Source organism: Streptomyces sp. NA04227, assembly GCF_013364195.1.
GTDB lineage: Bacteria > Actinomycetota > Actinomycetes > Streptomycetales > Streptomycetaceae > Streptomyces.
The window spans coordinates 1,763,764-1,789,459 of record NZ_CP054918.1 but is presented as its reverse complement, the minus strand read 5'-3'; the positions used below and the strand labels follow the sequence as shown (position 1 = coordinate 1,789,459).

Sequence of the window (25,696 nt, the reverse complement as noted above, 5' to 3'; positions counted from 1 at the left end):
GAAGCCCCGGTTGCCCGCGTCTCCCGGGACGGGGAATGTGGTTTGTGGGGTGGGGTCGTGCCCGTCCGGGCGCGGCACCGGCCAGGTTCGGGGCGGGAGCGACTAGGGCGTGGCAGATGTTCGGCAGGGTGAGGTGAGCGGGAGCTTCGGGGCCGACGCCGCGGACACCGCGAGGACGCGCTTCGCGCTCGTGCGGGCCGGTCTGTGGCTGATGGCCGCCGTACTCGCGGTGCGCCAAGTCGCGGCGGTGCTGCGGCAGCCACCCGACGAACGTTTGATCGACCTCGAGGCGTGGGTGGGCCCGGAGGGCGTCCTGCACGTCGGGGGTTCGCTCTACGACTCCGACCAGTTCACCGGCACCCCCTTCGCCGGACTCGTGCTCAGACCCCTGCCGCACGCCGCCGAGCAGGCCCTCGGCTGGGGCTGGACCTTCGGCACCCTGCTGTTCGTCGTGGTGGTCGCGCTGCTCGCCGCACGCGCGCTGCCGCAGCCGGTGTCCCGGCGCACCGCTCTGCTGGCCCCGCCGGTCGCGATCAGCCTGCTCATGCTGTCCCTGCCGGTGCGCAACACCCTCTACCTCGGGCAGACCAGCGTCATCCCGGTACTGCTCGTCATGCTCGGCTGTTTCGCGGTACGCGGGCAGCGCGCGGGCGGCGTCCTGATCGGTGTCGCGGTCGCCCTGCAGCCCACCCTGCTCCTGTTCGCCGCACTGCTGTGGTTCACCGACCGGCGCCGGGCCGCGGCCGCCGCGGGCGGCAGTTTCCTCGCCTGCACCCTGCTCGCCTGGGCCGCGCTGCCCGACGACTCCGGCACCTACTGGTTCCACCACCTCGCCGGGGCGGGTCTCGGCGGCGACCCGGCCGGTCTGAGCAACCAGTCCCTGCACGGCGCGCTGCTGCGCCTTGGCCTGAGCGGCCCGCTGGAGCAGGTCCTCTTCCTGCTGCTCGCCGCCGTGATCGCGGTGGTCGCGGTGCGCCGCGCGGTGCGCTACGCCCGTGACGGACAGTTGCTGCTGGCCGTCGCGATGACCGGCTGTGCCGCCGTCGCCGTCTCGCCCACCGCCTGGCAGCACCAGCTCCTGTGGCTGATGCTCGCCGTCGCGGGCCGCCTGGGCCGCCGCGACTCGGCGCGCCCGATGTGGCCGGTGGCCGTGGTCCTGGTGATGACACTGCCGTCCTCGGTGCTCATCCCGGACGACGCGATCATGCGGCCGCTGCGCGAGAACCTGGTGCTGATCGCGGTGGTCCTCACCGCCTGCGTGATCCCGTTCTTCTCGCGCAAGTCGGTGTTCTACGCCACGCCGATCCCCACCGACGCGGTGCCCCCCGGCCCCACCCGGTTCCCCTGGATCCCGCTGCTTCCGGTGTGGCGCAAGGTGCTCACGCGCCCGAACCTGCTCCTCGAACTCGCCCTGATCCGGGTCGGCTACACCGCGTACTCGGAGATCCGTACCATCGCGGCGGGCAGCCGGGCGGCGGCCGAGGAACACGGCGAACAGATTTACGCCCTGGAACGGTTCCTGCACATCGACATCGAGCACTGGGTCAACCACTCGGTGGTCAAGGTCCCCTGGCTCCAGGAATTCTTCGACTTCTACTACACGTCGTTCCACTTCTTCGTTCCGCTGACAATCCTGGCCGTCCTCTACGTACGGCGGCCGGTCGACTACCGCTGGGCGCGCTCCGCGCTTGGCTTCGCCACCCTGCTCGCGCTGCTCGGCTTCTGGCTCTACCCGCTCGCGCCGCCGCGCCTGATGCCCGAGCTCGGCTTCATCGACACGGTGCACGGCGCCCAGGACTTCGGCCAGCCCGACTACGGCGCGCTGACGGCGGTCACCAACCAGTACGCGGCCATGCCCTCACTGCACTTCGGCTGGTCGCTGTGGTGCGGAGTGGTGATCGTGGCGCTGGCGCCGAAGTGGTGGATGAAGGCGCTCGGCACCCTGCACCCGCTCTTCACGGTCTCCGCGATCGTGGCGACCGCCAACCACTGGATCATGGACGCGGTCGGCGGCGCCGTCGCCGTGGCCACCGGCTTCGCCCTCGTCTACTTCCTGTCCGGCCCGCGCCCGCGCACCACCCCGGCCGAGAAGACCGCCGCGGCGGCCAGGGCGCACACGGCGCTCGGCACGGCGCTCGACACAGCGGGCGGTACGAAGACCGGGGCGCGCGGCACCAAGACCGGGGCGGGCGAGCCCACTTCCGCGCCGGAGCGCGAGCCGGAGCGAGCCAACGCCGAACCGGACCGCGATCACACCGGGACCGGGACCGACGGCACGAAAACCAAGCCCGACGACTCCGAGCCCGAGCACGCCCCGCAGTCCGCCTGAAAGCCCGTACGTCACCGGTCGGTTGACCGGCCCGTCGACCCGATCGGATGACATGCCGTGCGCCCGCTCGCTCCGACCGGTTGACGTCTCCCGGTGTTTCCCGGTGTTTCCCGGCGCTTCCTGACGTCCCCTCAGTCCGCGTACCGGTTCCCCTGAAGCTCCAGCGCCCGCAGCACCGCCTCCGTCGCGAACCGGTGGCCCGGATCGGAGAGCCGGTCGCCGAAGTGGGAGTCGATGTTGCGCAGCCGGTAGCGCACGGTCTGCGGATGCACCCCGAGGATGCCGCTGACCTGGTCGGCGGTGCCGCGGGTGGTGAGCCAGACCCGCAGGGTCTCCACCAGGCGGTCGCGGCGGGAGGCGGGCAGCCCCTGGAGGGGGGCGAGTTCGAGTGCGGCGAGATGGCCGAGCAGCGCGGGATCGGACAGCAGCCACAGGGTGAGCAGTTCGTCCCGGGCGAGGACCAGCGGGGCCTCCGAGACCATCTTGGTCTCGACGAGTTCGGCGGTACGGCGGGCCCAGCGCAGCGAGTCGGCGGCGTCCGCGAGCGGCACCGTGAGTCCGACGGCCGCCCGCGTCGTGCCGAGAGCGGCGGTCAGGGATCTTCGTCGGTCCTCGTCGAAGGGGCCGGGGATCAGCAGGTGCGGTTGGGGATAAGTCAGGTCGGACAGGACATCGATGTCGAGATCGGCCTGCGCCAGCGTGAGCGGAGCGCGCAGAGCCACCAGTGTGACCTGCTCGGGCAGGCGCCAGCCGCTCTGCTCGGCGAGTTCGCTCAGGGCGCTGTGCGGCACCGGGCGCCCGGCCAGGATCAGGTGGAGCAGCCGTCGGCGCCGCGATTCGTCACGGTTGCCCGAACGGTTCTGCGCCTCCAAGTAGCCCTCGCGGGACAGGGTTTCGAGCTCGTCGACATAGCTGAGGATCGCGTCCGCGAAGGAGAGGATCAGCGCGGGGGAGAGGTTGTAGCGCCGCCCGAGCTTCTGCGCCCGGCGCAGCGCGAGGCGCGCGCCGAGCCGGTACGCCCCCTGGAGCGACTCCAGACTGCGCCCCTCGTACGCCTCGAACCGGCCGAAGGCGCGGCACAGTTCGTCGCGTAAGGAGGAGGCCGCGCTCGGCGAGGCGACCCGGGCGACGAACACCGACAGGCTCTGCTCGACGCCGACCTTGATGGAGTCCCCGTAGGGCCCGTCGAGCAGTGCGGCGTACTCGGGATAGGCGCGGGTGAGCTCCAGCCTGATCTCCTTGATCAGGGAGGGGAGTTCGGGCTGCAGGACGACGGCGAACTCGGTGGGCAGGGGCCGCAGGGCCTCCCCGCTGACGGGCGGGTCGATGGGGCGTGCCATGGCGTGGGGTCTCCCTCTCTCCGCAGTCCTCCGGTCAGGGACACATGTGGGGGGACAGTGCCCGCCCGGTGGACGAGCGGGCGCCGGATGGAGCGTCAACCTCTTGGCGTGGAACGGGCTGTGGGGCTGAGGTGTGGGGTTGTTGAACATAGACGACGGTCACGGACAAGGACAGACGTGCGACCGCGAGAGTTGTAGCGGGCATGGACCTTGTCACCTCTCGGCTGTAGGGTCCCCGCTGCCGTCGCCCGGTGGGTCGCTTACTCACGGGGCGACAAGAAATTCCTGCCGCCTTCTCATTCAGGGACAAGAAAGAGAGCGCGGCCGATGGCCTTTCGTGATTCTTTCGCCGGTCTCTTGCCTGCCGGTGTTACTCGCTCGTAGCGTCAACGGCGCAAGGTGCACGGTCGGTTGATCAATGGGACGGATCGATCGATTACGTGAAAGTGCGCCGCGCAGAATCCGGGGCCGCTTTCCTGCCCCGGATTCCCGCTGCGGCCCGTTTCTTTCGGAAAGGACGCGAATTCATGCACACACTTGCGCGCAAAATCGCCGTCGTGGCCGCCGCGGGCGGCGCCGCGCTCGGCCTCTTCGCCACCTCCGCCTCGGCGGGTGCCCAGGCGACCTGGACGGTGAGCCCGGGCGGTGCGATCACCGCCCACGCCCAGGTGCCGACGCTGACGGTGCCGGCCGCGACCCTCACCTGTGACAGCGCCGACGCCACCGGCTCGGTGAAGAGCGGTTCGGGCCTGGACGGTGCCGGTATCGGTCAGATCAACTCGCTGACCTTCGACAACTGCGGCCTGGCCGGGATCTCTTTCGAGGTCACCACCTCGAACACCCCCTGGGCGCTGAATGTCACCGGCGTCAACGCCGCCAACCCCGACTGGGTCGACGGCACGATCTCCGGCATCACCGCCCACATCGAGGGCACCGGATGCTCGGCCGACTTCAGCGGCACGGTGACCGGCCGCTACCAGAACGACACCGGCGAACTCGTCGTGGACGGCGGCGGCGACCTCACGGCCTCCAACGCCAACTGCCTCGGCCTGATCAACGACGGTGACGTGGCCTCCTTCGAAGCCGCGTTCGCCGTCTCGCCGAACCAGACCATCACCCTCGACTGACCGCGCGGTCTCTCTCACGCGAGAGGCCCTGGTTCCGTCCGGCAGCAGGGCGGCCCGGTGGGGGCGAACCTCCCGCCGGGCCGCCGTAACCCTCTTCGGCTCGGGGAGTGCACGTGCTACGAAGGCCACGGCGGCGTACGGCGTTGCTCGCCTGCTCGGCGACGGTGCTCGGCACCGGTCTGCTCGCGGGTCCGGGCGCGGCCGTCGACGACGAGCGGACCGCCCGCGGCACCCTGGCGTACCAATGCCGGGCAGGGGACGGCGAGTTCGGCCTCGACGCCCTCGTGGAGGCGAGCCTGCCCACGACGGTGCCCGCGGGCCGGGCCATTCGCCCCGAGTCCGTACGGGTGCGCACCACACTGGACCGCGCGGACGTCGCGGCCCTGTTCCCCGAGGGCGCGCCCGCCCTGTCCAGCGAAGCCGCCCTCGACGTACGTCTCACCCACCAGGGCGAGGCGGCCCGGGCCCACTGGCAGAGGCTGGCGGCCCCGGCCACAACTCTGCCCGCCGAAGGCGCGGTCGAGTTCGCCCACACCGGCCCCGTGCCCTCGGTCACCGTCGGCTCCGCGGGCGAAGTGCGCTTCGAGGCCGGAGCGTTGACCCTGGCCATGACCACGGCCGACCCCACGCGGGAGACCCCCGCCGCACCGGTCGACGTGCGCTGCGAACCGGCCGCCGGGCAGGACCTCGTACTCGGCGCCGTACAGGTCGTCGGTTCCTCGGGGCCGGAGCAACCCGGGGACGGGACAACCCCGGGGCCGCAGAACCCCGAAGACCCCGCGAACCCCGGCGCCGGCGACGGCATCGACATCGCCCCCGTACAGCCCGCCGCCGCGGCCGAGTCCTGCCCCACGGAGATCCCGACCGGCGAGATCGACTACAGCGAGGCACTGCCACCGCCGGACTACGCGCCCCCGCCGCAGCCCGGCCGGAGCCCCTCGCACGGCTGCACCTACGCCCTCGGCTACGCCTCGGTCCGCAAGCTGAACGGAGCCATGATCATCAACGATCCGCAGAGGAAACCCGCGGTCGTCAATGTGATGGTGGCGCTGCAGACGCAGTCCGTGGTCCGGCCGGACAACTACTCGCGGATCGACTCGCTCGCCTCGTTCGACCTGCCGGACGCCGAATCGACCTTCCTCACCTTCGGATTCCAGCCGGTCACGGCACGGGTCTCGTTCGAGAACGGCCCGCTCAGCATCTCCACCGGCAGCTACCGCCCGGCCGGTCAGCCCAAGACGGACTTCGCGGTCATCGCCTTCTGGCAGTCCCTGCGCCTGCACGACGTCGAGGTCAACGGCACCCCGTTGGACGTGGGCCCGAGCTGCCGTACGAAGAAGCCGTTCAAGGTCGTGGTGCGCGGCAAGAGCCCGGACTACGTCAATGTGCTCACCGGGGGACGACTCCGCGGCGACGTGGACATTCCCGAGTTCAGCGGCTGCGGCACCGGTGGCGAGGACCTCGACCCCCTGTTCACCGCGGCCATCTCCGGACCGGGCAACCACGTCGAGCTCGTACAGGAGAAGACGTGCACCGCCACCACCCCCGTCTGGTGCCCGCCCGCGATTCCCCCGCTGCCCGCCACGGGGCCCTCGACGGCGCGCGCACCCGGACGGTGAGCGACGTGCCCGTACTCAACGGGCGACAGCAATCCAGATGACGCCTTGTCAGCAGATGACAAGAACTGTGCCAACTTGCGTATGTGGTCGCAAAGTTGCCGTTCGACCGCTTGTACCGCCCGGTAAGCGGGTCATACGGTTCCCGCCATCCGTGGCGCTCCCGCCCCGGCGGACCCGCATCACCCCCTTCCGTACGCGCACCGCAGGCACGTTCTCGGAGAACGACGAGTACCGCACGAGTACCGCACGAGCACGGCTGGATATCGCCGGGAGGTGTGATGGGAATCGAAGTGGTCGTCGAGGGGCTCACCAAATCCTTCGGCACGCAGAAGATCTGGCAGGACGTCTCACTGACGCTCCCGGCGGGTGAAGTCAGCGTCATGCTGGGGCCGTCGGGAACCGGAAAGACCGTCTTTCTGAAATCGCTCATCGGGCTGCTGAAACCCGACCGTGGACGGGTTCTCATCAATGGCGTCGACATGGCGGGCGGAAAGGAACGGGACATCTTCGAGACCCGGAAACTTTTCGGGCTGATGTTCCAGGACGGCGCCCTGTTCGGTTCCATGACGCTCTTCGACAATGTCGCCTTTCCGCTGCGCGAGCACACACGCAAGAAGGAGTCCGAGATCCGCCGGATCGTCCTGGAGCGGATGGAGACCGTCGGACTCGCGGGCGCCGAGGGCAAGTTGCCCGGCGAGATCTCCGGCGGTATGCGCAAACGGGCCGGGCTCGCCCGCGCGCTGGTGCTCGATCCGCAGATCATCCTGATCGACGAGCCGGACTCCGGACTCGACCCGGTCCGCACCGCGCTGCTCTCCCAGCTCCTGATCGACCTCAACGCGGAGATCGACGCGACGATGCTGATCGTCACCCACAACCTCGACATCGCGGCGACCGTCCCGGACAACATGGGCATGCTCTATCTGCGCAGGCTCGTCACCTTCGGGCCCCGCGAGGTCCTGCTCACCAGCGAGGAACCGGTGGTCGCGCAGTTCCTCAACGGTCGCCGCCAGGGCCCCATCGGGATGACCGAGGAGAAGGACTCCGACGCGCTCGCCCGGGAGGCCGCGAACGGCTCCGCCGCCCTGCCGCTGCCGCCCATCGCCCCGCAGTTGGAACCCTCGCCCGGTCTGCCGCGGCGCCAGGCCGCCGAACGCCGCCGACAGCGCGTCCTGGCCATGCTGGACTCGCTGCCGCCCGCCGCCCGCGCCGCCATCGAGAAGACCTACGCGGACGGCGCCGCCCCCGCGACCGTCGGCGCCACCGCACCGACCCGCACCCTGCCGCCGCTGCCCACCCGCAGGACCGGCCGATGAGCGCGCCCGCCGTGCCCGGACCGGCGAACGCGCCGGACGGCCCGGAGCCCCGAGCGGCCACGACACCGGATGCGGCCATGACACCGGAGACGGACCGGACTCCCGAAGCGTCCGAAACATCGAGGACGCCCACGCCGCGACCCCCCTCACCCCTGCTCGCCCCGCTGCGCCAGGTCGGCGGCCTGTTCTCCCTGGCCGCCGAGGTGTGCCGGGCGTTCTTCAAACGGCCTTTCCAGTTCCGTGAGTTCGTCGAGCAGTTCTGGTTCGTGGCCAGTGTCACCATCCTGCCCGCGGCCCTGGTCTCGATCCCCTTCGGTGCCGTGATCGCGCTCCAAGTGGGCTCTCTCACCCAGCAGTTGGGCGCCCAGTCGTTCACCGGCGGGGCCAGCGTCCTGGCCGTCATCCAGCAGGCGAGCCCACTGATCGTGGCCCTGCTCATCGCGGGCGCGGGCGGCTCGGCGATCTGTGCCGACCTGGGCTCGCGCACCATCCGCGAGGAACTCGACGCCATGAAGGTCATGGGTATCTCGCCGGTGCAGCGGCTGGTGGTGCCCCGGGTGCTCGCGACCATGCTGGTCGCCGTCCTGCTCAACGGACTCGTGTCGGTGGTCGGCACCCTCGGCGGCTACTTCTTCAACGTGATCATGCAGGACGGCACCCCGGGCGCGTATCTCTCCAGCTTCTCCGCGCTCGCCCAGCTGCCCGACCTGTACATCAGCGAACTCAAGGCGCTGATCTTCGGGTTCATCGCCGGGATCGTCGCCGCCTACCGGGGCCTGAACCCGCGCGGCGGCCCCAAGGGGGTGGGCGACGCGGTGAACCAGTCCGTCGTCATCACCTTCCTCCTCCTGTTCTTCGTCAACACCGTGATGACCGGGATCTACCTCCAGATCGTCCCGCCGAAGGGAGGCTGAGCGATGGCCTCCTCGCCCGCCGACCCCCGACCCGCAGGCGTCCGACGGCTACGGCTGCCCCATGCGGCCTCGCCGCTGGCCTGGCTGGACCGCTGCGGCGACCAGTTCCTGTTCTACCTGCGCGCCCTGCTGTGGGTGCCGCGCACCCTGCGCCGCTACCTCAAGGAGGTCCAACGCCTGCTCGCCGAGGTCGCGTTCGGCAGCGGCGGCCTCAGCGTCATCGGCGGCACCATCGGCGTGATGGTCGCGATGACCCTGTTCACCGGCACCGTCGTCGGGCTCCAGGGCTACGCGGCGCTCAACCAGATCGGCACCGCCGCCTTCACCGGCTTCGTCTCCGCGTACTTCAACACCCGCGAGATCGCCCCGCTGGTCGCCGGACTCGCGCTGTCGGCCACCGTCGGCGCCGGGTTCACCGCCCAACTCGGCGCGATGCGCATCAACGAGGAGGTCGACGCCCTGGAGGGGATGGGCATCCGCAGCATGCCCTACCTGGTGACCACCCGGATCATCGCGGGCACCGTCGCCATCATCCCGCTCTACGCGATGGGCCTGCTCAGCTCGTATCTCGCCTCGCGGTGGGTGACGGTCTTCTTCAACGGCCAGTCGCGCGGCACCTACGACCACTACTTCCAGCTCTTCCTGTCGCCCTCGGACGTCCTGCTGTCCTTCCTCAAGGTGCTGATCTTCAGCGTTCTGGTGATCGTCGCCCACTGCTACTACGGCTTCACCGCGACCGGCGGGCCCGCCGGGGTGGGCGTGGCCGTGGGGCGTTCGGTGCGCAACGCCATCGTGCTGATCAGCGTCACCGACTTCTTCCTCTCGCTCGCCATCTGGGGCGCGACGACAACCGTGAAGGTGGCCGGATGAACGCGCACACCGTGCGGCGGCGCACCGCCGGAGTCGCCTTCCTGCTCGTGCCCGCCCTGCTGATCCGGCTGGCGATCTCCGTCTACGACAAGGACTTCACCGACAGCGACGAGGTGACCGTCCAGACCGGCAGCGTCGGCAACGAGATGCACCGGGGCGCCGAGGTGAAGCTGCGCGGCGTGGTGGTCGGCGAGGTGCGCGGGATCGAGGCGGACGGCGACGGCGCCCGGCTCACCCTCGCCCTCGACCCCGGCACCCGCGAGCACATTCCCGCCGACGTCGCTGCGCAGATGCTGCCCACCACCCTGTTCGGCGAACGGTACGTGGCCCTCGTACCCCCGGCGCGGCCCTCCGCCCGTGCCCTGCCCGCCGGAGCCGTCATCCCGCAGGACCGCTCCCGCAACGCCGTCGAACTCCAGGAAGTCCTCGACAATGTCCTGCCGATGCTGACCGCGGTGCAGCCGCACAAACTCTCGGCCACCCTGTCCGCGGTCTCCCGCGCCTTGGAGGGGCGCGGCGAGAAACTCGGCGCGACCCTGTCCCGGCTCGACTCCCACCTGAAGAAGTTCAACCCCCAACTGCCCGCCCTCAACCGGGACTTGAAGCACCTCGTCGAGGTCTCCGCGGTCTACGCGGACGCCGCGCCGGACATCGTCCGCGCCCTGGACGACTTCACCACCACCAGCGGCACCCTCGCCGAACAGGAGGACCGGCTCGCCGCCACCTACGGCGACACCACCCGGGCCGCCGAGGACCTCACCGGCTTCCTGCGGCAGAACAAGGACAACCTGATCCGGCTCACCGCCACCGGCAGGCCCACCCTTGAACTCCTCGCCGAGTACGCGCCGTCCTTCCCGTGCACCCTGCGCACCCTTGCCCGGTTCGTACCCGCGATGGACAAGGCGCTGGGCAAGGGCACCGATGAGCCCGGGCTGCACGTGAGCGTCAACACCGTTCCCTCGCGCGGCAGTTACGTGCCCGGCAAGGACACCCCCGCCTACACCGCGGGCGGCGGCCCGCGCTGCTACCCCGTGCCCTACCTCGGCACCCCGGTCCGCGCCGCCGCCGCCGGCGACCCGGCCGCGCAGAACCTCGGCCCCGCCAACTCGCCCGCCGAGAACGACCTCGTCAACGAACTCCTCGCGCCCTCGGCCGGCACCGCCCCCGAGAACCTGCCCGACTGGAGCAGCCTGCTCGTCGGCCCCGCCTTCCGCGGCACGGAGGTGAGACTCAAGTGAAGCGCCGCTCCCTTGCCGGAACTCTGGTCAAATCACTGGTGTTCGTCCTGGTCACCTCGCTGACCACCGCCGTGCTCGCCCTCAGCATCGCCAACAAGGGTGTCGGCGACTCGGTGACCTACCGGGCCAGGTTCACCGACACCACCGGCCTGATCGAGGGCGACAGCGTCCGTATCGCCGGGGTGAAGGTCGGTCAGGTCGAGGACATCCGGGTGGTCGACCGGCGGCTGGCCCAGGTGACGTTCAGCGTCCGCGAGGACCGGCCCCTGCCCGCCTCCGTCACCGCCTCGGTCAAGTACCTCAACATGGTCGGCCAGCGGTACGTCTCGCTCGGCCGGGGCAGCGGAGAGGTCGGCGGCACTCTCGCGCCCGGGGGCACCATCCCGGTGGCCAGGACCAGCCCCGCACTCGACCTGACCCTTCTGTTCAACGGCTTCAAGCCGCTGTTCCAGGGCCTGTCGCCGAAGGACACCAACGAACTCGCGGGCTCGCTGGTGCAGGTGCTCCAGGGCGAGGGCAAAACCGTCGACAGCCTGCTCACCCACATCGGCTCGCTCACCACCACGGTGGCCGCCAAGGACAAGGTGATCGGCCAGGTCGTCGGCAACCTCAACACCGTCCTGGACACCGTCAACACCCGTGAGGACGGCTTCGAGGACCTGGTCGACACCCTGAAAGACCTGGTGAGCGGCTTCGCCGGGGACCGAAAACCGCTCGGCCGCGCCGTCAGCGCCATGGACGACCTCACGACCACCACCGCGGGGCTGCTCAGGGACGGCAGGGCACCGCTGAAGGAGGACATCGTGGAACTCGGGCGGCTCTCCCGCACTCTCGACACGGGCGGCTCGCAGCTCACCGACTTCCTCCGCCGCACCCCCGGCAAGATGGCCACGCTCAGCAGGATCGCCTCCTACGGCTCCTGGCTGAACCTGTATCTCTGCGAGGCCACCGTGCACGGGGTGCGGACCTCCGACGGGTCGAAGCCGCCCACCGGAATCCCCGTCACCGAAGCGAGGTGCCGGTCGTGAAGTGGCCCCGCACACCCCGCACTTGGGGACACCCCGCGCGCCGGACCGGCCGCCGTGACCCGCTGTTCAAGCCCATGCGGGAGAGGAACCAGGTGAGTGTCGCCGTCGTCGGACTGCTCCTGCTCGCGCTGCTCGGCCTGGCCGCGTTCAACGTCGAGCGGCTCCCGCTCGTGGGCAACGGCACCACGTACACCGCTTCCTTCAGCGAGGCCGCCGGTCTCGCCGAGGGCGACGAGGTACGGATCGCCGGGGTGAAGGTCGGCAAGGTCACCGGGGTCGCCCTGGACGGGGACCGGGTCAAGGTGAGCTTCACGGTCGAGGACGCCTGGGTCGGCGACGCCTCCACCGCGGCCATCGGCATCAAGACCCTGCTCGGCGACAAGTACGTGGCCCTCGAGCCGCTCGGCACCGCCCCGCAGGACCCCGGCCGCCGTATCCCGCTCAGCCGCACCACCTCCCCGTACGACGTCACCGAGGCGTTCGGGGATCTCAGCGGCACCCTCGACGAGATCGACACCCGGCAGCTCGCGAAGAGCTTCGAGACCATCTCGGAAACCTTCAAGGATTCGCCGCCCGAGGTGCGCAAGGCCGTCTCGGGCCTGTCCGCGCTGTCCCGGACGGTCTCCGAACGCGACGGCGAACTGGCCACCCTCCTCAAGGCGAGCAACCGGCTCACCAAGACCCTGGAGGGCAAGAAGTCCAGCTTCGAGACGCTCATCGACGACGGCGGCGACCTGCTCGGCGAACTCAAGGCGCGCCGTGCGGCGATCAAGGGCCTGCTGACCGGCACCCGAAGTCTCGGCACCCAGCTCAGCGGCCTGGTCGACGACAACAACAAGGAACTCGCGCCGACCCTCAAGGCGCTCGGCCGCGTCACCGACGTGCTGGTGAAGAACCGCGACGGCCTGGAGAAGACCCTGGCCGCCGTCGGCCCCTACTACCGGCTGGTCGGCAACACCCTCGGCAACGGCCGCTGGTTCGACAGCTATCTGTGCGGAGTCGTACCGCGCGGCTATCTGCCCGAGGGCTCCCAGCCCGCCAAGGGCTGCATGCCGCCCGAGCAGCAGGCGGCGAAAGGGGGAGAGACCCGATGAAGGACACCGGTCAGCGGCGTATCGGCAGACGGCAGGTCCTCGTGGGCAGTCTCGTCCTGATACTGCTCGCCGCCGTGGGTCTGGCCGGTCTCGGTGTCCTCGACGACGACAAGGGCACCCGGATCACCGCCTACTTCGACCGCACCGTCGGCCTCTACGCGGGCTCGGACCTGCGCATCCTCGGCGTACGGGCCGGGTCGGTCACCTCCGTGCACCCCGAGGGACGGCAGGTACGCGTCGAACTCACCCTGGACGAAGGGATACGGGTACCGGCGAACGCGCGCGCCGTCGTGGTCGCCCCGAGCGTGGTCGCCGACCGCTACGTCCAGCTCACCCCCGCCTACACCTCGGGCCCGCGCCTGAAGCCGGGCGCGAAGCTGCCCGCCGCCCGCAACGCCACCCCGGTCGAGGTCGACCAACTCTACGACTCCGTCACCGAGTTGAGCCGGATGCTCGGGCCGGACGGTGCCAACGCGGACGGTGCGCTGTCCTCGCTGCTGGACACCGGCGCGAAGAACCTCGACGGCAACGGCAAGGCGATCGGGGAGTCCATCGGCGAGTTCGGCAAGGCTGCCAAGACGCTGGACGGCAGCAGCAAGGACCTGTTCGCCACGCTCACCCAGCTCCAGAGCCTGACCACCATGCTGAAGAACAAGGACGGCAAGGTGCGCGACGCCCAGGAGTCCCTCGGCGATGTCACCCGCTTCCTCGGCGACAACAAGAACGACCTCTCCGGCGCCCTCAAGGAACTCGGCAAGGCGCTCACCAAGGTGAAGACCTTCATCAAGGACAACCGGGGCCAACTCAAGGAGAACGTCGACAAGTTGGTGCCCGTCACCCAGGCCCTGGTCGACCAGCGCCGCTCGCTCGCCGAGGCCCTGGACACCGCGCCGCTGGCCGCGGGCAACCTCCTGAACGCCTACAACCCGGCCACCCGCACCCTCGACGGCCGCGCCGACCTCAACGAGCTGAGCATGGGCGGCCCGCTGCTGCCCTTCCCGGCCGTCGGCGACACGACGCCGACGGGAGGGACCCGATGACAGGCGAAGGGGCACGCTCAAGAACGCGGGCTCGGATACGTGCCGCCCGCCGCCCACTGGCCGGGGCGCTCGCCCTCGGTCTGCTCATCTCCCTTGCCGTGGGCGGCTGTTCGGCCGCCCCGGACGATCTCGGCCTGCCCGCCATCGAGGACCTCCCGCTGCCCGGCGGCGCCGACCTCGGCGACCATCCCTACGAGGTCACCGCCCAGATCGCGGACGTACTGAGCCTGGTCCCGCAGTCCTCGGTGAAGGTCAATGACGTCGACGTGGGACGCGTCACCGACATCGAACTCGCCGACGGCGCCTGGACGGCACGCGTCACCATGCGGATCAACGGCGATGTCCGGCTGCCCGCCGAGACCAGCGCCCGGGTCGAACAGTCCAGCCTCCTCGGCGAGAAATACATCCAGCTCATCGCCCCCGCACGAAAGCGGGAGCCCCAACAGCACGCGAAACAGGCCGCGTTGGGCGACGGGGCGGTGATCCCGCTCTCCCGCACCGACCGCAACACCGAGGTCGAGGAGGTCTTCGGCGCCCTGTCGCTGCTTCTGAACGGCGGCGGCGTCAACCAGCTGAAGACGATCACCACCGAACTCAACAAGGCCCTCGGCGGCCGCGAGCCGGAGGTCCGCTCCATGCTGCGGCGCGTCGACACCCTCGTCACCGACCTGGACGGCAACCGCGACGCGCTCACCGACGCGCTCGACGGGGTCAACCGGCTCTCCACCCGCCTGGCCACCCGCAAACAGGCCGTCGGCAAGGTGATCACGGACCTCTCCCCGGGCCTCAAGACCCTGGAGAAACAACGCGGTTCGCTGATGACGATGCTGCGGTCGCTGGACACCCTCTCCAGCGTCGCCACCGACACCGTCAACAAGTCCAAGGACGACATGGTCGCCGACCTGAAGGCGATCGCCCCGGTCCTGCGCAAGCTGGCCGACTCCGGCGAAGACCTGCCCAACTCGCTTCAGGTACTGCTGACTTACCCGTTCACCGACGAGGTGCTGCGCGGCGTCAAGGGCGACTACCTCAACGTCTACCTGGACATGACCGCGGCACCGGGCACCACCGTGATCCCGCCCGTACTCGGCCCCTCGCCGAGCCCGTCGGCAGCCGCCCGAGGTAACGGCGGCGGCCAGTCCGCCACGCGGCCCGGCACCACCCCGCTGCCCCTGCCCTCGGTCACCGGCCCCTCGCCCGGCCCGTCCACGACCGCGCCGGGCACCCGGGAGGCATCGGGCACCTCTTCGGACTCCGCGCCGCCCACGAGCGAGTCCGCAGCGACGGGAGGCGGTCACTGATGCTGACCCTCGGCACCCATCTGAAGAACCTGGCCTTCCTCGTCGTCGGCACACTCGTCCTCGCCTTCGTCGGCATCAAGTACGCCGACCTCGGGCGCTACGCGGGCGTCGCCGACTACTACACGGTCACGGTCCAACTCCCGCGTACCGGCGGCCTGTTCACCCACTCGGACGTGACCTACCGGGGCGTCTCGGTGGGCCGGGTCGGCCCCATCTCGCTCACCGGCGACGGCGTCGAGGCGGAACTGCGTATCAAGAACTCCGCACCGCGCATCCCCTCCGACGCCCGCGCGGTGGTGGCCAGCCTGTCGGCGGTCGGCGAACAGTACGTCGACCTCAGACCCGAGCGCCGCGGCGGGCCCTACCTCGCCCAGGGCTCCCGTATCGACCGGTCCGCCACCCAGGTGCCCGCCCCCGTCACCGACCTGCTGAGCAGCGTCAACGACCTCACCAAGTCCGTACCGCTGGAGTCGCTGCGCACCGTCGTCGACGAGTTCGGCAAGGCCTTCGAGGGGCGCGGCGACGACCTCCAGGTACTCCTGGACAACGGCAGCGAGTTCATCGTGGCCGCCGACCGCAACCTCCCGGCCACCACCAAACTGATCACCGACGGCGAGACGGTACTGCGCACCCAGGCCGAAGAGGCCCGCGCCATACGGGACTTCGCCACCGGCGCCCGCGACCTCAACGCCGCACTCAAGGGCTCCGACACCGATCTGCGGCGGCTCATTCAGGCGGCGCCCGAGGCTGCCACCCAGGTCAGCGGGCTACTGCGGGACGTCGACCCGAGCCTGAGCGTGGTCCTCGCCAATCTGCTCACCACCTCCGAGGTCGCCGTCACCCGCCAGCGCGGCACCGAGGAGTTCCTGGTGAAGGTGCCCGCCGTGGTGGCCGCCGGAGCCACCGCCATCGACGGCAGGAAGGCCAACTTCGGGATGGCCGTCACCTTCTTCAAACCGCTGCCCTGCACCGACGGCTACGGCGCCACCCGCTACCGCAACGGACTCGACCTCGGCACCGCCCCACCGCTCAACTCCGGTGCCTCCTGCACCTCTTCGGCCGCGAGCGGCATCAACGTCCGCGGCTCCGCCCACGCACCCGGCGGCGGCCCCGTGCCCGAACCGGCTCGGCCCGGCTCCCTGCCGTCCGGCAACGGCGCCAAGGCCCCCGCCGGTCAGGCCAGCGCCGGACTGCCCGGCGCACTGGGCCTCCCCGCCAGCATCGGCGGCCCGGCCGACCTGGCCGGACTCCTCGGCCTCGGCCCGTCCCCGAAGGAGGACCGCCGATGACCCCGCCCGCCCCGCGCCGCTCCCCGCGCGGCCCACTCGCCCTGCTGACCGCCGCCGCCCTCGGCCTCGCCCTGCTCCTGTGCGGGTACGGGACCTGGTCGTACGCCGATGCCCGCGGCGACGACTCGCTCGACCACGCCGAACAGCGCGACGCCGCCCTGGCCGAGGGCCGCGCCGCCCTCACCACGCTCACCTCGCTCGACGCCCGGACGAGCAAGTCCACCGAGGCCGGTCTACGGGCCTGGCGGTCGGCGTCCACCGGCGCACTGCGCGACGAACTCGCCCGCGCCCGCCCCGAGTCGGGCACCCGCACCCGAGGCACCGTGACCGACGCCGCGGTCACCGCACTGGACACCCGCGCGGGCACCGCCAAGCTGCTCGCCACCGTCCGGGTGGACGTGACCAGGGCCTCCGGCACGGCCCCCGGCAGCGACCGCAAACGCCTGGAGGCCGTACTGACCCGCACCGGCGACGGCTGGCGGATCAAGGCCCTCGGCGCGGTACCCGTCAGCGGCCCGGAGGAGAGCTGAGCATGGACGCGACGGCGCAGACAAAGACAGAGGCACAGGCAGAGGGAGAAGCGGAAGCGGAAGCAGCGACAGAGGCAGAGGCAAAGACAGAAGAAGAAGTCGAGGCAGGGGCCGAGGCAGGGGCGCAGACGGAGGCGCCGGAAGCCGAGCCCCAACGTCCGCGCCCCACAAGGTGGTTGAACGCCGCCGTGGCGGCCATCGTGGCTCTCACGCTCACCGGTGCCGGACTGCTCATCGCCGCCCACCAGGTACGGGACACCCCCGCCGCCGCGAACCACGCGCTCACCGACACCACCGCGACCGAACAGGTCACCGGCGAGATCAGTACCGCACTGGCGAAGATCTTCTCGTACACGCCGGAGGGCACCGAGGCCACCCGGCGCTCGGCGGCCGAGGTGCTCGGCGGCCGGGCGGCGGCCCAATACGAGGAACTCTTCGGGCAGTTGAGGGAGCGGGTGGCCGCACAACGGCTCACGCTCAGCACCCAGGTGGTACGGGCGGGCGTCGAGCGACTCGACGGTGACAGCGCCCACCTCCTCTTCTTCCTCGACCAGACGGCACGACGCGGCGACAAGGCCCCGACGCGGGTGCCCGCCCAACTGTCCGTGACAGCACACAAGGAGGAGGGCCAGTGGCGCATCGTCGAGCTCAAGGCGCGTTAGGCCCTGTCGCCGGATTCCCGAAACTCCCGCCCGCCCGGCGGAAAGGAGCGCGCCTGTGAAACGGCTGACGGTACAGCCCCTGCTCGCCGCCGCACTCGTACTCGCCCTTCTCGCGGGCGTGAGCGCGGCCTGGGCCGGCTGGTCCTGGTACGACGCGGCGCACGACGACTCGGCGTCCTACGCCGCCGAACGCGACGCCGCGCTGGCCGCCGGTGAGCAGGCCGTCCAGAACCTGAACACGCTCGACCACCGCAGCCTGGCGCGCGGGCTCGACCTGTGGGAGCAGTCGACCACCGGCGAACTGCACCAGCAACTCGTCGACGGACGCGGGCAGTTCGAGTCCCAGGTCAAGCAGGCCCGTACGGTCACCACGGCCGAGGTGCTCTCCGGCGCCGTGACCGAGTTGGACGAGCGAGCGGGCCGGGCCAGGGTCCTCGTCGCGGTACGGGTCACCGTCCGCGCACCCGAGGCCGAGCCCGCCGACAAGGACAGCCGCATGGTCGGCGAACTCACCCGCAGCGCGGGCCGGTGGAAGCTCAGCGCACTGGGCCAGGCCCCCATCGGCGACACCGCGTCCGGCTGACGGCGACCCGAGAGGACCAGGACCCAAGCCATGTCGACCACGCGCCATCACCTCAACCGCCAGCGCAGACTGAGCGCGGTCCGCACCGGCCGCGACCGCGCCGCGACGGGAGCCGGACAGCCCACAGAGGCAGCCGCCTCCCCCTCCGCACCCGCACGCGCTTCCGCTTCCCTGATGAAGCCCGCCGCCGAGACGCCCGATGCTGCCGCCCCATCCAAATGCCCCTGCAGACCCCCCGAGTTGGCACCCACCGCCCCTGCTCTCACGGCGGTGGGTGCCACGCGGCACCGTCTGCTGATCGGTGTGCTGTGCGCGCTCACCCTCCTCCTCGGCTCCTTCGCGGGCTTCGGCTTCAGCCGCGCGGCGAGCCTCGACGAGGACCCCGTACGGCAGAACACCGCCCTCACCGACCTCGCGCGCACCAGCGAACTCAAGGGCCAGACGGACCGCGCCGTCGGAGCCCTCTTCTCGTACGACTACGCCAATCCCGGCAAGGCCGAGAAGGCGGCCTCAACTCTGCTGACCGGCAAGGCCGTTGACCGCCACGCGGAACTGCTCGCGGACGTGAAGGCCCAGGCGCAGGAACGAAAACTCGTCCTCACCACCACCGTGACCGACAGCGCCGTGGAACGCCTCGACGGCGACCGGGCCCGAGTCCTCGTCTACGCGGACCAGAGCAGCGTGAGCACCGCCGGTACGCAGCAGAAGCCCGCCGCGAAGAGCGGCGAGAAGGACGCGAGCGGCGAGAAGGACGGGAAGGCGGGGGAGGCCGGGAAGGGCGAGAAGGCCGGGAAGGGCGAGAAGGACGGGAAAGGCGGGGAAACCGGCGAACCGGCGTACGCAGGCGCTGTGTTCGCGGTGGACCTCGTGCACCGGGACGGCCACTGGCTGGTCTCCGGCATCGACACCTTCACTCGCTGACGCGGGACAACCGACGGAGTGGGACCGGCCAAGGGAAGCCGGAAACAAGCAGGGGAGATGCGGACGATGACACGCGCGGTACAAAGCGGCGGGCGGTCCGGGCGGTCCGGGCGGTCCGGGCGGCTGGCCCGGCTGCGGCACTCGGCACGCGGTACCGCCGTGGCCGTGGCCGCCGTCGCCCTGCTCACCGCCTCCCAGGCCCCGGGACTCGTACCGGAGAAGGCGGACCGGGCGAGGTCGGCGGGCGGAACGGAGGGTGCCGGGTCCGTGCCCGCGCCCGAAGGCGTTCCCGTGCAGGGCGACGACTCGTACCACACCGAACTGCCGCCGCTCACCGTGGACGAGGGCATCGGCCTGCCGCCCCAAGTGGGCGAGATCCAGGCGCAGTCGGGCATCCCGCGTACCGTGCTCGCCGCCTACCGCGCGGCCGAGGCGGCGGTGCGCCGTTCCGATCCGGGCTGCCGTCTGCCCTGGTATCTGCTCGCCGCGATCGGCAAGGTCGAGTCCGGTCAGGCGAGGGGCGGGGCCGTGACGGCGGACGGCACGACGCGCGGCCGGATCGTCGGTCCCGCGCTCAACGGCGAGGGCTTCGCGCTGATCCGTGACTCGGACAACGGCGTGCACGACGGCGACGCCGTGTACGACAGGGCGGTCGGGCCGATGCAGTTCCTGCCCACGACCTGGGCCCGCTGGGGCGCCGACGGCAACGGCGACGGCCGTAGCGACCCGAACAATGTCTTCGACGCCGCGCTGGCGGCCGGTCGCTATCTGTGCGCCGGTGACCAGGACTTGAGCGTGCGCACGGACCTCGACCGCGCCGTCCTCAGCTACAACCACTCGACGGACTACCTCCAACTGGTCCTGTACTGGATGGAGTTCTACCGCAGTGGGGTGCACTCGGTACCCGACGGCAAGGGCGTGATCCCGGCCAGCCCCGGCGCGGGCGGCAGGACTCCGGCGACCCGTCCGGTGGGCGGCGGCATCATCGTCGGCCCGCAACCGGGCGGCCCCGGCGACCCGTCCGGGCCCTCCCGCCCCACCGATCCCTCCGACCCGGCCACGCCCTCCGACCCGGACCGCCCGGACCGGCCCGACCCCTCCTCTGGCACCGATCCGGACCCGGACCCGACGGACACCGGCGGCCCCTCACCCGACCCGACGGGCTCCGCCACCCCCGGCCCCTCGGGCGAACCGACCCCCTCCGACCCGGGCGAGCCCTCCGGCTGCCCCACGGACAGCGCCTCGCCGACGCCCACCGACTCGCCGTCGCCGTCCCCCGACCCGAGCCCCGGCGACGACCCCTGCGAGTCCCCGAGCCCCAGTCCCAGCACGAGTACCTGAACCTCGTGCCCGGGCGGGTGGACCCGGGCCCCCGACGCCGGAGGCCGGGGGCCCGGGTCCTGTCATCCGGCCGCTCCCGCCCGACGGGTCACCTACGCCTCACGCCAACTCCCTTACAGCAGCGACCCGTTGAGCAGCGGACAAGGAGCGTGGGTCGCCGCAGGTGGCATGTCAGGATGTGGGCATGTCGGGTCAGGTCTGGGTGTCGGTGATGTCGCTGGGCGGTGTCGCACTGGGTGGTGTGCTGTCCTACCTGGTGCAGCACGCCACCCAGCGGTCGGCCGAGCGTGTGGAGACGCGGCGGCAGGAGATCTCCCTCGCGGAGAGCAGGCGCGCCGAACGCCTCGCCCTGCTGGAACGGTTCGTGGCGGTGGGCGCCGAGGCCGAGCGCTGCGCCTTCTCGCGCCCCGACTCCTGGGACGACAACGACGAGTGGGCGGTGCGTACCACCGACGTGATGAACCGGCTGTGGGTCGCCGAGCGGCTGATCCGGCTCCAGTTCCCGCTCCCGGTGCACGACGCGGCGCGCGCGTACTTCCTCGACCTCAACAAGACGGTGTGGCACGGCCTGCCGGAGGGCGAGAGCGTACGGGACTACCTGGAGGACAACCGGCTGGCCTTCCTCGACGCGGCCCGGGATGCCCTGCACTGAGCAGGGGCAGGCGCCCGTCGCCCGCCGCCGTACCGCTGAGGCCGCTCCGTACCGCTGAGGCCGTTCCGCCCGGACCGGGCATGCCGCACCGGCCCCCGGACCGGGAGCGAGGCGTGGGATGGGAAGCCCCCGGGCCGGGGACCGGCCCTGACCACGGGAACGCGTCCGTGGCCTTGTCCGCATGCTGGAGGCGCCACCGCGGTTCGTCAACGTGCGCCGCACGAGTGGGTGACGCGCGTCAACCGGCGCTGACCTGACGCTTTTCCCCGGCCCCGTCGCCCGGTCTTTCGGGCGCCCCGCCTCTCACTCGGCCGGTCGGCCGAAGCGCACCGGCGCCTCGAAGGCGGCCCGCCGGGTCGCGCGGCGCAGGGCGCGCAGCACCGTGCCGCCCAGCGTGCAGGTCAGGACCACCGTCAGGGTCGCCCGGCCGAGGTCCCAGCCGAGCGAGGTCGCCAGGCAGTAGGCGAGGAACCGGGTCAGGTTCTGGTGCAGCGGCAGGTCCGGATCGAAGGCGAGCGACGAGCTGAGGGCGTTCATGAAGGGCCACCCCGCAAGGTTCATGAGCGTCCCGTACGCGAGGGAGGCCAGCCCGCCGTAGGCGGCGAGTACGGCCAACTCGGCGCGGCCGCACAGCCGTTCGGGACCCGGCAGCAGTCCGGCGCCCATGGTGAACCAGCCCATGGAGAGCATCTGGAACGGCATCCACGGGCCGACCCCGCCGGTGAGCAGCGCCGAGGCGAACATCGTCACCGAGCCGAGCGCGAAGCCGAACCCGGGACCGAGGACCCGGCCGCTGAGCACCATCAGAAAGAACATCGGCTCCAGACCGGCGGTACCCGCACCCAGCGGGCGCAGCGCCGCCCCGGTCGCGGCGAGCACCCCCAGCATCGCCACCGCCTTCGGGCCGAGCCCCGACTCGGCGAGCGTGGCCGAGACCACGCCGACCAGCAGCACGAGCAGTCCCGAGAACAGCCACGGGGCGTCCTGGGCATGGGCGTTGACCTGCGATCCGGTCCCGGCGAGCAGCGGCCAGCCGAAGGCGGCCACCCCGACCGCGCTCACCAAGGCGAGCGCGAGTACGGAACGGGGCCCGAGGCGCACCGCGTGCACCCGCTTCGTCTTTGTGTCCATGGCGTTCGTCTCCATGGCGTTCGTGTTCACGGCGTTGGTGTTCACGGCGTTTGTGTCCACGGAGTTTGTGTTCACGGCGCCGCTCCCGTGCCGCCGTCGCCGCTCCCCGGTGGCTCCTGTGTGGCGGCCAGTGCCCGTTCGACCTGGGCGAGGGTGAGCCATTCCTGCGGGGCGAGGATCTTGGTGAGCTGGGGCGCGAAGGAGGGGGAGGAGACCACCAGGGCGGCGGTCGGCCCGTCGGCCACGATCTCGCCCTCCGCCAGGATCACCACCCGGTGGGCGACCTCGGCGGCCAGCTCGACGTCGTGGGTGGCGAGCACCAACGCATGGCCCCGCGCGGTGAGTTCGCGCAGTATCCCGACGAGCCGGGCCTTCGCCGCGTAGTCGAGCCCGCGGGTCGGTTCGTCGAGCAGCAGCAGCGGAGGCCGGGCGGTGAGGATCACGGCGAGCGCGAGCGCGAGCCGCTGGCCCTCGGACAGATCGCGCGGATGCGTCGCCCCGGCGACCGACGGCAGCAGCCGCCGCACCAGCTCCCGGCAGGTCCCCGCCTCGGCACCGGCGTCCTCGTCCGCCGCCGCGCACTCCGCGTCCACGGTCTCCGCGTACAGCAGATCGCGCGGTTCCTGCGGTACGAGGCCTACGTGCCGCAGGAGTTGGCGCGGCGACGTGCGGTGCGGGACCCGGCCCCGCACCCGGACCTCGCCGGTCGACGGGGCGACCAACCCGGCGAGGGCGGCAAGGAGGGTCGACTTCCCGGCACCGTTGCGGCCCATGAGGGCCACGGTCTCGCCCGGGTTCACCGTCAGGTCGGCCGCCCGCAGCGCTTCCACACGGCCGCGCCGCACTCCGAGGGAGCGGACCACCGCGTACGGTCCGGCCTCCTCGCCGGTTGCTACCGCTTCCGCGCGGCGGCGCAACAGCCGTGTGGGCAGGCGGAGTTGGAAGGGGGACGACTTGGTACTGGTCGGGGGCGTGCCTTCGACGGCGAGCGTCGTGGTGGGGCTCGTAGGTGCCGTGGTTGTGGCCGTTGCGGTGCCCAACGCGCCCTTGGCGTCCGTCGGTACGGGTGCGGTGGCGGCGGTGCTCTCCGTCGACGGGGTGCACCCCGCCAGCCGTGCCCGCAGGTCATGGGCCCGGCGTCGTGCGTCCCGTACGGTCAGCGGCAGCGGGGACCAGCCCGCGAGGCGGCCGAGGCCGACCACGGGCGGGAACACCGGGGAAACGGCCATGAGTTGGGCGGGATCGCCGAGTACGGGAGGCTCGCCGCGCCCGGCGAGGAGCAGCCCCCGGTCCGCGTACTGCACGACCCGTTCCAGCCGGTGCTCGGCCATCAGGACCGTGGTGCCGAGGTCGTGCACCAGCCGCTGGAGGACCGCGAGCACCTCCTCGGCCGCGGCGGGGTCGAGCGCCGAGGTCGGTTCGTCCAGGACCAGGACACGGGGGTGCGGCGTGAGCACCGAGCCGATGGCCACCCGCTGCTGCTGGCCGCCGGAGAGCGAGGCGATCGGCCGGTCCCGCAACGGGGCGAGACCGAGCAGATCCAGCGTCTCCTCCACTCTGCGGCGCATCACGGCGGGGGCGAGGCCGAGCGACTCCATGCCGTAGGCCAGCTCGTCCTCGACCGTGTCGGTGACGAAGTGGGACAGCGGGTCCTGGCCCACGGTGCCCACCACATCGGAGAGTTCACGGGGTTTGTGGGTACGGGTGTCCCGTCCCGCCACCGTGACGCGGCCGCGCAGCGTGCCGCCCGTGAAGTGCGGAACCAGCCCGCTCACCGCACCAAGGAGAGTCGACTTGCCGACCCCCGACGGCCCCACGAGCAGCACCAGTTCACCCTCGGGCACCGTGAAGTCGGCGCCCACCAGGGCGGGTTCGGCCGCGTCGTCGTAGGTGACCGAGACCTCTTCGAAACGGATCACCTGAACTCCTTGAGTGGGGAAGGTACTTCGGATGAGGCCCGAGTCTTTGATGTCCGGGCCTCTGATGTCCGAGCCTCTGGCCTCCGGGCCTCGCCGACCGTCGGCCGCTCCGCCTCCGGCGGCACCGGTGCCACGAAGGCGGGGAGCAGGCCGAGCAGGATCCCGGCGGCGGGCCACAGCGGGAGTTCGGGGGCGACCAGCGGGATCACGCCGGGGCGCAGCGCCTCCGCGTAGGTGGACTCGGCGAGGATCAGGGTCGCGGCGACGGCCGCCCCGCTGCCCGCGACCAGCCAGGCGCGGGCGCCGAACGCGTCGGGCCGGTAGCGGGTGCGTACCGTACGGCGGCCGCCGAGTCGAAGACCGGCCAGGAGGGCGGCGGTTCCCGCGCCGAGCGCGGGCAGTCCGTACCCGGCGCCGCCGTCCGCGAGCATCCCGTAGGTCCCGGCGCAGACGGCGATCAGGCCGCCCAGGGTCAGGGCAGAGGTCGCTCGGCGCACGCCGGGCGGCACCGGGGCGGTGCGTCCGAAGCCGCGGGCGTCCATCGAGGCGGCGAGCGCCACCGAACGCTCCAGTGCGCCTTCCAGTACCGGCAGGCCGACCTGGAGGAGCGCGCGCGGTCCCCGGTCCGGGCGGCCGCGCAGTCGTCGTGCCCCCTGCAACCGTCTTACGTCCGCGATGAGTTGGGGTGCGAAGGTCATCGCCACCACCACCGCCACACCTGCCTCGTAGAGCGCGCCGGGCAGGGATTTCAGCAGCCGGGAGGGGCTCGCGAGGGCGTTCGCCGCGCCGACGCAGATGAGCAGGGAGGCGAGCTTGAGCCCGTCGTACACGGCGAAGACCAGGCCCTCGGCGGTGACCCGGCCGCCGATCCGGATGCCCTGTGCCCAGTGCGGCAGCGGCACTTCGGGCAGCGTCACCAGGATGTGCGATCCCGGGATCGGCGATCCCAGGACCACCGCGAACACCAGCCGGATACCCAGTACCGCGAGGCCGAGCCGGACGAAGGCCCCGTAGGAGCGCGCCCAGGGCGCCGAGGTCCTGCGCGCGGCCACCACGTATCCGGCGACCGCGACGAGCAGCCCGAGCAGCAGCGGATTGGTGGTGCGCGAGGCCGCGGCGGCGAGCCCGAGCGCCCAGAGCCACCACGCCACCGGATGCAGCGCGTTCGCCCGCACGGCGACCGGCGCGAGTCGAGGGGCGCTCCAACTACGCGCTGAGCGGAGGGAGTTCGGGCGGATCTCGGTAGGGCGAACGTCGGCGGCCGCGTCCGGGTCGGCGGTCCCGCGCCTGTCCGCAGCCCTCCGCGTGTCCGCGACTCCACTCACGTCGGAGACCCCGCGTGCGCGCGGAACTCCGCCCGTACCCGGAACTCCGCCCGTACCCGGAACTCCGCCCGTACCCGGAACTCCGCCCGTGCCCGGAACTCCGCCCGTACCAGGAACTCCGCCCGTG

The 25,696-nt window shown here is 71.6% G+C and carries 22 protein-coding genes; 18 read left to right on the top strand and 4 right to left on the bottom strand.

Annotation, left to right across the window (positions count from 1 at the left end; all coding sequences use genetic code 11):
- Positions 1–211: 211 nt before the first annotated feature.
- A complete protein-coding gene (locus HUT18_RS07430; RefSeq protein WP_176104348.1) occupies positions 212–2,329 on the top strand; it encodes a bifunctional glycosyltransferase 87/phosphatase PAP2 family protein in 2,118 nt (705 codons plus the stop codon).
- 131 nt (positions 2,330–2,460) lie between these two features.
- On the opposite strand, the gene HUT18_RS07425 is transcribed toward HUT18_RS07430, so the two are convergent.
- The gene (locus HUT18_RS07425; RefSeq protein ID WP_176098901.1) at positions 2,461–3,669 is read right to left on the bottom strand and encodes a helix-turn-helix domain-containing protein; all 1,209 of its coding nucleotides are present in this window, start codon (positions 3,667–3,669) and stop codon (positions 2,461–2,463) included.
- Positions 3,670–4,196: 527 nt separating this feature from the next.
- Between HUT18_RS07425 and HUT18_RS07420 the strand changes: the two genes are divergently transcribed.
- The 17 genes from HUT18_RS07420 (at position 4,197) to HUT18_RS07340 (ending at position 21,194) form a co-directional block, all read left to right on the top strand.
- On the top strand, positions 4,197–4,796 hold the full coding sequence (locus tag HUT18_RS07420) for a hypothetical protein (protein ID WP_176098899.1): 600 nt from the start codon (positions 4,197–4,199) through the stop codon (positions 4,794–4,796).
- A 113-nt stretch (positions 4,797–4,909) separates the two neighbouring features.
- Positions 4,910–6,415 (top strand): DUF6801 domain-containing protein, encoded by a 1,506-nt coding sequence (locus tag HUT18_RS07415; RefSeq protein ID WP_176098897.1) that lies wholly within the window; start codon positions 4,910–4,912, stop codon positions 6,413–6,415.
- 278 nt (positions 6,416–6,693) lie between these two features.
- Positions 6,694–7,731: an ABC transporter ATP-binding protein gene (locus HUT18_RS07410; RefSeq protein WP_176098895.1), complete on the top strand. Its 1,038-nt coding sequence runs from the start codon at positions 6,694–6,696 to the stop codon at positions 7,729–7,731.
- 77 nt (positions 7,732–7,808) lie between these two features.
- A complete protein-coding gene (locus HUT18_RS07405; RefSeq protein ID WP_176104347.1) occupies positions 7,809–8,645 on the top strand; it encodes an ABC transporter permease in 837 nt (278 codons plus the stop codon).
- A 3-nt stretch (positions 8,646–8,648) separates the two neighbouring features.
- Positions 8,649–9,515 carry an ABC transporter permease gene (locus HUT18_RS07400; RefSeq protein WP_254878466.1) on the top strand — a complete coding sequence of 289 codons (867 nt, stop codon included), beginning with the start codon at positions 8,649–8,651 and terminating at the stop codon, positions 9,513–9,515.
- Entirely contained in the window at positions 9,512–10,753 is a 1,242-nt protein-coding gene (locus HUT18_RS07395; protein ID WP_176098893.1) for an MCE family protein, read from the top strand. The genes HUT18_RS07400 and HUT18_RS07395 overlap by 4 nt, the downstream gene beginning before the upstream one ends.
- A complete protein-coding gene (locus HUT18_RS07390; protein ID WP_176098891.1) occupies positions 10,750–11,781 on the top strand; it encodes an MCE family protein in 1,032 nt (343 codons plus the stop codon). Before HUT18_RS07395 ends, HUT18_RS07390 begins: the two co-directional genes overlap by 4 nt.
- Before the next feature lie 74 nt (positions 11,782–11,855).
- Positions 11,856–12,875 (top strand): MCE family protein, encoded by a 1,020-nt coding sequence (locus HUT18_RS07385; protein ID WP_176104345.1) that lies wholly within the window; start codon positions 11,856–11,858, stop codon positions 12,873–12,875.
- The gene (locus HUT18_RS07380; RefSeq protein ID WP_176098889.1) at positions 12,872–13,915 is read left to right on the top strand and encodes an MCE family protein; all 1,044 of its coding nucleotides are present in this window, start codon (positions 12,872–12,874) and stop codon (positions 13,913–13,915) included. The genes HUT18_RS07385 and HUT18_RS07380 overlap by 4 nt, the downstream gene beginning before the upstream one ends.
- Positions 13,912–15,216, top strand: coding sequence for an MCE family protein (locus HUT18_RS07375; protein WP_176098887.1), 1,305 nt, complete (start codon positions 13,912–13,914; stop codon positions 15,214–15,216). Before HUT18_RS07380 ends, HUT18_RS07375 begins: the two co-directional genes overlap by 4 nt.
- Positions 15,216–16,505, top strand: coding sequence for an MCE family protein (locus tag HUT18_RS07370; RefSeq protein ID WP_176098885.1), 1,290 nt, complete (start codon positions 15,216–15,218; stop codon positions 16,503–16,505). The genes HUT18_RS07375 and HUT18_RS07370 overlap by 1 nt, the downstream gene beginning before the upstream one ends.
- Positions 16,502–17,035, top strand: a complete 534-nt coding sequence (locus HUT18_RS07365; RefSeq protein ID WP_176098883.1) for a hypothetical protein — start codon at positions 16,502–16,504, stop codon at positions 17,033–17,035. Before HUT18_RS07370 ends, HUT18_RS07365 begins: the two co-directional genes overlap by 4 nt.
- Positions 17,036–17,211: 176 nt before the next feature.
- On the top strand, positions 17,212–17,697 hold the full coding sequence (locus tag HUT18_RS07360; RefSeq protein ID WP_254878465.1) for a hypothetical protein: 486 nt from the start codon (positions 17,212–17,214) through the stop codon (positions 17,695–17,697).
- Between the two features lie 55 nt (positions 17,698–17,752).
- Positions 17,753–18,280 carry a hypothetical protein gene (locus HUT18_RS07355; RefSeq protein WP_176098881.1) on the top strand — a complete coding sequence of 176 codons (528 nt, stop codon included), beginning with the start codon at positions 17,753–17,755 and terminating at the stop codon, positions 18,278–18,280.
- A gap of 30 nt (positions 18,281–18,310) precedes the next feature.
- Positions 18,311–19,201 carry a hypothetical protein gene (locus HUT18_RS07350; protein WP_176098879.1) on the top strand — a complete coding sequence of 297 codons (891 nt, stop codon included), beginning with the start codon at positions 18,311–18,313 and terminating at the stop codon, positions 19,199–19,201.
- Between the two features lie 66 nt (positions 19,202–19,267).
- A complete protein-coding gene (locus tag HUT18_RS07345; protein WP_176098878.1) occupies positions 19,268–20,542 on the top strand; it encodes a lytic transglycosylase domain-containing protein in 1,275 nt (424 codons plus the stop codon).
- Positions 20,543–20,726: 184 nt separating this feature from the next.
- Positions 20,727–21,194 (top strand): hypothetical protein, encoded by a 468-nt coding sequence (locus HUT18_RS07340; protein WP_176098876.1) that lies wholly within the window; start codon positions 20,727–20,729, stop codon positions 21,192–21,194.
- A 303-nt stretch (positions 21,195–21,497) separates the two neighbouring features.
- Here HUT18_RS07340 and HUT18_RS07335 read toward each other — a convergent pair whose 3' ends face one another.
- The 3 genes from HUT18_RS07335 to HUT18_RS07325 form a co-directional block, all read right to left on the bottom strand.
- On the bottom strand, positions 21,498–22,325 hold the full coding sequence (locus tag HUT18_RS07335; RefSeq protein WP_176104343.1) for an ECF transporter S component: 828 nt from the start codon (positions 22,323–22,325) through the stop codon (positions 21,498–21,500).
- Positions 22,326–22,396: 71 nt separating this feature from the next.
- Positions 22,397–24,244 carry an ABC transporter ATP-binding protein gene (locus HUT18_RS07330; RefSeq protein WP_176098874.1) on the bottom strand — a complete coding sequence of 616 codons (1,848 nt, stop codon included), beginning with the start codon at positions 24,242–24,244 and terminating at the stop codon, positions 22,397–22,399.
- Positions 24,241–25,482 (bottom strand): energy-coupling factor transporter transmembrane component T, encoded by a 1,242-nt coding sequence (locus tag HUT18_RS07325; protein ID WP_176104342.1) that lies wholly within the window; start codon positions 25,480–25,482, stop codon positions 24,241–24,243. Before HUT18_RS07325 ends, HUT18_RS07330 begins: the two co-directional genes overlap by 4 nt.
- Between the last annotated feature and the right edge of the window lie 214 nt (positions 25,483–25,696).